This window comes from Dysgonomonas sp. UBA7710, assembly GCF_002482385.1.
Classification (GTDB): domain Bacteria; phylum Bacteroidota; class Bacteroidia; order Bacteroidales; family Dysgonomonadaceae; genus Dysgonomonas.
Genome location: NZ_DLFW01000013.1, coordinates 51,523 through 58,145 on the forward strand (window position 1 = coordinate 51,523; position 6,623 = coordinate 58,145).

Below are 6,623 nucleotides of genomic sequence, written 5' to 3' on the forward strand. Positions count from 1 at the left end.
TCACAGGAGCGTAGCGTATGTAAATAGGAAGTAAAAAATACTTTTGACACATCCTCTTATATCATAGGATCATGGGTATAATCACAGCCATTTCTTCTTCTTGAAATAAATCAGAATAACAGCCACAGCGAATATCATCAACCCGATTGAGAACGCATATCCGAATTCCCAGTTCAGTTCAGGCATATCGCCAAAGTTCATCCCATATATACTGGCAATAAGCGTAGGCGGCATAAATATTACGGAAATAACGGTAAACATCTTGATAATCTTGTTCTGCTCGATGTTCACAAACCCGAGGAAAGTATCCTGTAAGTAATCCAGACGATCGAAACTGAAACGGATATGTTCAAGCAGGGAATTTATATCCTTAATAAGAATGGTAATTCTGCCATGCAGTTCCTTCGGCATCAGTTCACTTTTCAACATACTGGATACAGCACGCTGCTTGTCTATAATATTTTCGCGCAGCATCATTGTCTTTTCCTGAAGGTTTTTGATCTCCATCAATAGTTCCTCATCTGCTTCCTGAATACTGATACTATTACTGAGGGTTGTAATCTCCTGCGTCATATCCTCCACCATATCCGCGTCTATCTCCACCCGCGTCTCCAGTATGGCCACAAAGACATGATAACCTGTCGGATAAGTTTTCGGATTGGCCGATATTTTCTTTATCGTTTCGTGAAAAGAGGTCAGGTCTTCGCCACGTACCGTTATCAGTATATTATTCTTTAGGATAAACGAAACCGGTTCCCGCTCAAAATTACTTAACAGGAAGTTCGAATTCACGACCAGAGAATCCGCAGTCTCCATATAACGGGACGACATCTCAATTTCGACCATCTCCTCCTCTTCCTGTATATAGATTTTCAGATAGTCCTCCAGTTCATTCTCTATTTCCTCATCTACATTGTTCAGGTCGATCCAAAGGAAGTTTTTGATAGGTGTAGTTTTCAGGAATTCAATGCTACGGCTCATTCTTATAGCATTGTCTTTATGGTAAAATAGTTTTACTTCCGACATGAGCGCTTTCTTTTAAAGGGTGTGTACTCTATTTCCTCTCGTCTTGTCTCCCGGGCAAAAAAGCAGCAACAATATTTGTCAGCCTTTCGAAATCTGCAACCGAGAGCCGTTCGGGTCGCTCATTAAAAATCGGGTCTGTATAAGCATCACAATCTTTTCCGAGCAATGGTTTCATCGAGTTCCTCAATGTTTTACGGCGCTGATTAAATCCTGTCTTAATAACTGTCTTAAATAGTTTTTCATCACAGTCCAAACTCTGACGTTTATTTCTGACAAGTTTCACTACCGCCGATTTCACCTTCGGAGGAGGGTCGAACACCTTCTCACTGACCGTGAAAAGATATTCAATATCGTACCATGCCTGAAGCAGTACACTTAATATACCATATGTCTTGCCTCCGGGTTTAGCGGCGATACGTTCAGCCACTTCTTTCTGGAGCATGCCCGAACAACATGGTATCTGGTTCTTATAATCAAGTACTTTAAAAAATATCTGGGAAGAAATGTTGTAAGGATAATTACCAATTACACAAAATTGACTATTATATATTTTCAACAAGTCCAGTTTCAGAAAATCATCTTCTATAATGTGTCCCCGCAAGGCAGGATAATGCTCGTTAAGGTATGGTACGGAATCACGATCCAGTTCCACTACAGTAAGCTCCTTTTCCTTTTCTATCAGATATTGGGTAAGCACTCCCATTCCCGGCCCCACTTCGATAACAGGCACATCAGGAAAATCGTCCAATGTATCCGCAATACGACGGGCGATATCCAGGTCTTTCAAAAAGTGCTGTCCTAAGAATTTCTTTGCTTTAACTACTGCCATGCTTAACAATTATGATTATCTTTGCAGGCGCAAAGGTAGTGTTTTATTACTAAAAATTTGCTTATAAGTAAAAGAAGGTGTCTTATGCAACATTATTTAATGTATAACTGACTATTGTTGTTTTAGATATGAAAGTAATAAATAGGTCTGCGACCTTACTTCTACTATTATATAAAGATAATACAATTTTACAATACAGATGGAAGAATCGACAGCAGTAACACCCCCCAAGAAAAAATCATTACTCAATACTTTCGTAAAGATTGTGCTCCCTTTGTTGCTGGGTATTGCTATTGTCTATTATCTTATCAGTAAAATAGACCCTGCCGAATTATGGATTGTACTCAAAAATGCCAACTGGCTAATTCTTCTATCCTCTCTTATATTTGGTTTATTAGGTAATATAATAAGAGGCTACCGCTGGGAATTATTTATCCAACCGTTAGGATATACACCTAAATTATCAACCCTTATATATGCTATTCTCGGAGGATATGCTGTAAACTTCGCTATACCCAGGGCCGGGGAAATCTGGAAATGCGGCATGGTGGCTAAAGAAGAGAAGATTCCGTTCACAAAGTTATTCGGGACTATGATCCTCGACCGTATATTCGATATGATAACAGTTCTTATCATCTGCCTTGCTGCATTCCTGATAAATATGCAGTTCTTCATTGCACAACTGGAACAGAGCAAGTCTACCCTGGATATCATTCTGATGATTGTACAATCACCTGTCCTCTATATAGCATTAGTTGCGGCGGTTATCACCACTTATATAGTTTTCAAGTTCTTCAAAGAAAATATAATCGTAAAGAAAGTAAAAAGTTTTCTCTCCAACATGGCCAATGATATGAAAACCATATGGAGAATGAAAACCAAAGGACGCCTGCTGCTTTGTTCCATTGCCATCTGGACCTCTTATTTCTTTTACTTTTATATAACATTTTACGCTTTTGATTTCACGGCAAACTTAGGCGTTACAGCCGGGCTGATAACATTTGCACTAAGTAGCCTCAGCATGATTATACCATCCAACGGAGGTCTGGGCCCCTGGCAGATAGCGGTAGTAGCTGCATTGATGTTATACGGTGTCAGTGAATTAAATGCCACAGCCTTTGCTACCGGGGTATTTGCCCTGCAATCTATCATATGGGTAATTCTTTGCGGATTATTCGGAATAGCCGCTTTGGCTTTCAAGAAACAGAAATGACCACTAAAACCTTAATACATCTACGAATATGAAAATATCAGAACACATAGAGCGATTGAAACTAATACAGAAATTGGTACAAGAAGAAAAGACCGGGAGCCCCGACGAATTGGCTAATAGATTAGGAATTAGCAGAGGCACATTATACAGCCTGATCGACGAGTTGCAATCTTATAATGTATCGATCAGTTATTCAAGAAAGAAACAAAGCTTCATATATAATGATGATACCGCTCTTGAGATTAAATATTCCATCAAATTGTTGAATAACGATGAATTAACCGAAATTAGCGGAGGATGTTCCACTTTTTCTCTTCTGTATAATTTTTTATACGGAAAGACGATATCTTTGTAAAAGAATAAGCTAAACCGGTTTGCTTTTGAAAATTTATTATTAATTTTAAAAGTATTTTTTTATGAAAAATTTAGATTTAGCTACACTGGGTGTAGAAGAAATGAGTGATGCTCAAATGAATAATACTAATGGTGGGTCATGGGCTTTAATAAATTGCAATTGGATGATATCAGATGGAGTATATGCAACTTTTCGTTATCGCGATGCAGACGGACCTTTTGCATTTGAACACGACTTATATTATGTAGTGTGACAACTTAATCCATAGCATTGTACTTTTATATCCTTTACAAAGAGAATTAATAATAAACACATGAAAAGACTACTATCTTTGAGTTTCTTTATACTAAGCTTTATACAAGTATTCAGCCAAAAAGACATGAAAATATATTTTGAAGCGAAATGCCATGTGGTACTGAACGAGTATAAAAATAAGTTTGATTGTGACTCAAGTATAATCAGCAATTTCAAAGCTGACTATACTATTGACATGAGTAAAATAGCTCAGGAAAAGCTTTTCAAGAAACCTCCTTCGGAGATAATCGCGTTTTTCAACACTGATAACGGGAAAAAGTACAGATGCTATATCAAAGGTTATAGAAACCGGAATGATCTTCTTATAAAATAATTCTTGTTACAAAAAAAGCATAGAGATTGCCTTTATGAAAGGCAATCTCTTTTTTTACTCTTTCATCCGTTGATTAAGAATAAACATTCAATCTATGCATTTATGTATCCATATTCTTGTCCGGATTTATTATTGAGTCAGATCGAAAGCAAGAAAATAGAATAATAGTTATTTACGTCAATCAATCTTTAGCAGTCAGGTGTTACTTTATTTGTACAATTTTATCTATATATTGGCTGATTGCTGAAGCTCTTTGAAAGAATAATTGGCAAATTAGCATATTAGAAAATGAGTAGAAAGTGTTACCTTTGTTACCTTTAACAATTACGGATTATTTCCCTTTTGCTGCCGCGCGAATCTTTCGCGTAGTATTTAAGTCACACGATGCAATTGTGCGGTACGGGGGAATTTGCCCTGCAATCCATTATATGGGTAATCCTATGCGGATTATTCGGAATAGTCGCTTTGGCTTTAAAGAAACAGAAATAGAATAAATAATTAATCAAAACAGAAAAATCCATGCTTGCCATTCTTCTTTGCTGGCTGTGTATTTCAGTAACATTTCTTTCTTTAGGAGATTTTTTCATTCTGGTTTACAACAAAATCTGTAATAAAAATGAAAAATATTCGATTATCGATACGCTCTTTTTAGGAATGGCTTTTATTACCATCCCCTTATCCATATCTTCTTTCTGGCTTCCCGCAAACCATTACATCCTACTTTCGTTTTTCATCTTCAGCATTTTGTATTGGACGATAAGGTATAAATATTTTATACATTGTATAAAAAGAATAAGAAAACACATTAACAGCCTTTTCATATACCAATCAGTCGTTATAATATCAGCAATGCTTTCTATAGCATTTTTTGCGGTTTGGCTAGGCGGGCAGTGGCTGTCTCACGATACATTCTACTATCATCAGGCGGCAATCAGATGGAATGAAGAATACGCCATAGTCCCGGGTTTGGGAAATGTGGAAGAACGCTTCGGCTTTAACTCCAACTATATGTTGATTTCAGCGATCTATACACTCCGTTTTATTTTCAGAGAACCTATATATGGCTTCCAATCACTTATGTGCGCGGCTGTTATGGTATGGATACTGATTGAGACGTTTAAATCGGGCTTTGAAATAAAAAGGGTAATCCTGTTATTCTTATTTACCGGATTTATTCTTCTGACAAGATCTGTATTATGTACGACATCCACTGATATAATCCCAAATCTGACCATTATCTATCTGGGAATGAAGACAGTTCTATATCCTAATCTGGTAAAGAAAAAATTACTCTTTTACGCAATAATACCCGTAAGCCTGGCTACATTCAAATTATCTGTCATATTTGTCGCTTTGGCCAGTGTATTTATATTTATCTATTTTCTGAAACGAAAAAATTACAGAGCAGCTTCTTTTATATTCTTTATCGCGTTCCTAATAATGAGCCTGTGGCTTACACGCAATGTTATTATTTCAGGTTATCTCATCCATCCATTATACCAAATAGATCTATTCTCTTTCGACTGGAAAGTTCCTGAACACATATTAATCAGAGAAACAAATGATATTGCAAGTCATGCCCGGTATGAATATATGGGAATTATACTTAAAGACTTTCTTGCGTTCAGAACATGGAAAGAATACTCCTGGCATATCCCCATGTTCGCTCTCAGCCTGGCATCCATAATATTTATCTCTTTTAAAATAATAAAAAAACGCAAGGAATTAAATCCGGTATATATTTACATGTCAGGTATTTTAGCTATCAACATCATTTACTGGCTCTTAACTGCGCCTTCAATCCGGTTTGGATACGGATATGTATTCTCGCTGTTCTTTCTGGCTGTGATACTTTTTTTCTTTCAAAAGAAACAGGATAATACAAAATTAAATACTTTGCTGCTGACTGTTGAATCTAAAAGCGGAAAAAGATACTCTTCTTTCAATCTATGCAAATATGTATCCATATTCTTATTCGGGTTTATACTTATACATTCCTATAAGCATGCATCTAATTACAGACCTTTCTTGCGCGAATATTGCGGTTATAGTAAATCACAATCCAACATGAGGGTGTTCTATGCTCCATATTCAACCAATAATCAAATCACAGAAACAAGTAAGCTAATGGAGATAAATGGCATGCCATTCGAACCATACAGGATAAATAATAACATAACTATATATATTGCGACTGAAGAAAGAGGATTTATATACGATATAGTCCCTGCAACGAGCAATGTGGAACGAGGCGCCCAAAACTATCACAACCTTGAATCCAGAGGAACTTCCATACAAGACGGATTCAGATCGAAGGCAAGAAAAATAGAATAATAGTTATTACGCCAATTAACTTTAGTAGCCAATTATTACTTTATTCATATAACTTTATCTATATCTATAATTATCAGCTAAAGACTATTAACTAATAGTTCTTTGATATATTGATAGGCCTCCAAATCCCCCTTTAGGCAGGGCTGTTAAGTTCTCTACTTTGTTCTGTTATTTTCTGCTGTCATCCTGAGGGAACGAAGGATCTCGAACCTGAGGAACGAGATGTTTCACTCCGTTC

The 6,623-nt window shown here is 36.6% G+C and carries 7 protein-coding genes; 5 read left to right on the plus strand and 2 right to left on the minus strand.

The genetic code is table 11. From position 1 onward, the window contains the following. Nucleotides 1–81: 81 nt before the first annotated feature. Both corA and rsmA read right to left on the minus strand, forming a co-directional pair. On the minus strand, nucleotides 82–1,026 hold the full coding sequence (corA, locus tag B3317_RS04685; protein ID WP_291109114.1) for a magnesium/cobalt transporter CorA: 945 nt from the start codon (nucleotides 1,024–1,026) through the stop codon (nucleotides 82–84). 28 nt (nucleotides 1,027–1,054) lie between these two features. Continuing rightward, complete coding sequence (gene rsmA / locus B3317_RS04690) at nucleotides 1,055–1,855, minus strand: 16S rRNA (adenine(1518)-N(6)/adenine(1519)-N(6))-dimethyltransferase RsmA (RefSeq protein WP_291109116.1); 801 nt, start codon at nucleotides 1,853–1,855, stop codon at nucleotides 1,055–1,057. 199 nt (nucleotides 1,856–2,054) lie between these two features. Here rsmA and B3317_RS04695 point away from each other — a divergent pair, with 199 nt between their 5' ends. The 5 genes from B3317_RS04695 (at nucleotide 2,055) to B3317_RS04715 (ending at nucleotide 6,385) form a co-directional block, all read left to right on the plus strand. After that, complete coding sequence (locus B3317_RS04695) at nucleotides 2,055–3,068, plus strand: lysylphosphatidylglycerol synthase transmembrane domain-containing protein (RefSeq protein ID WP_291109118.1); 1,014 nt, start codon at nucleotides 2,055–2,057, stop codon at nucleotides 3,066–3,068. 28 nt (nucleotides 3,069–3,096) lie between these two features. After that, complete coding sequence (locus B3317_RS04700) at nucleotides 3,097–3,423, plus strand: HTH domain-containing protein (RefSeq protein WP_291109120.1); 327 nt, start codon at nucleotides 3,097–3,099, stop codon at nucleotides 3,421–3,423. 61 nt (nucleotides 3,424–3,484) lie between these two features. Then, on the plus strand, nucleotides 3,485–3,676 hold the full coding sequence (locus tag B3317_RS04705) for a hypothetical protein (protein WP_291109122.1): 192 nt from the start codon (nucleotides 3,485–3,487) through the stop codon (nucleotides 3,674–3,676). A gap of 126 nt (nucleotides 3,677–3,802) precedes the next feature. After that, nucleotides 3,803–4,051, plus strand: a complete 249-nt coding sequence (locus B3317_RS04710) for a hypothetical protein (protein WP_291109123.1) — start codon at nucleotides 3,803–3,805, stop codon at nucleotides 4,049–4,051. A 519-nt stretch (nucleotides 4,052–4,570) separates the two neighbouring features. Continuing rightward, nucleotides 4,571–6,385, plus strand: coding sequence for an LIC_10190 family membrane protein (locus B3317_RS04715; protein ID WP_414647446.1), 1,815 nt, complete (start codon nucleotides 4,571–4,573; stop codon nucleotides 6,383–6,385). Nucleotides 6,386–6,623: the final 238 nt, after the last annotated feature.

Coding starts and splice junctions, on each gene's coding strand:
- B3317_RS04705 (WP_291109122.1), top strand. CDS start 3,485: ATGAAAAATTTAGATTTAGCTACACTGGGTGTAGAAGAAATGAGTGAT.
- B3317_RS04695 (WP_291109118.1), top strand. CDS start 2,055: ATGGAAGAATCGACAGCAGTAACACCCCCCAAGAAAAAATCATTACTC.
- B3317_RS04715 (WP_414647446.1), top strand. CDS start 4,571: ATGCTTGCCATTCTTCTTTGCTGGCTGTGTATTTCAGTAACATTTCTT.
- B3317_RS04710 (WP_291109123.1), top strand. CDS start 3,803: ATGAAAATATATTTTGAAGCGAAATGCCATGTGGTACTGAACGAGTAT.
- corA (WP_291109114.1), bottom strand. CDS start 1,026: ATGTCGGAAGTAAAACTATTTTACCATAAAGACAATGCTATAAGAATG.
- B3317_RS04700 (WP_291109120.1), top strand. CDS start 3,097: ATGAAAATATCAGAACACATAGAGCGATTGAAACTAATACAGAAATTG.
- rsmA (WP_291109116.1), bottom strand. CDS start 1,855: ATGGCAGTAGTTAAAGCAAAGAAATTCTTAGGACAGCACTTTTTGAAA.